Origin of the sequence: Bacillus sp. SIMBA_005, from assembly GCF_046535585.1 — a bacterium.
GTDB lineage: Bacteria > Bacillota > Bacilli > Bacillales > Bacillaceae > Bacillus > Bacillus pumilus.
Window position 1 is genome coordinate 1 of record NZ_JAWRWI010000823.1, and the last position, 252, is coordinate 252.

1 protein-coding gene is annotated in these 252 nt (G+C 52.8%); it reads right to left on the minus strand.

The window, feature by feature from the left end:
* Window positions 1-252: aminotransferase class I/II-fold pyridoxal phosphate-dependent enzyme (locus SB660_RS22375; RefSeq protein ID WP_410584666.1), on the minus strand; the 252-nt coding region annotated here is incomplete at both ends.

The window sequence follows — 252 nt, forward strand, 5'->3', positions numbered from 1 at the left end:
TCATATCTGTCATTTTGCGCTGCGACGCATGCCTGATCCTCTAAAAGAGCGGCTGCCGCCGCCTGCTGCGCCGCGGGAAACAGGCTGACAAACATATGATCCTGATAAAGATTGATCGCTTCGATGACAGAAGCGTTTCCGACGGCAAAGCCGACCCGCCAGCCCGCCATATTATACGTTTTGGACAAGGTATAGATTTCGATTCCCGTCTCCTTTGCGCCTTCCGTCTGCAAAAAGCTCAGCGGTTTATGC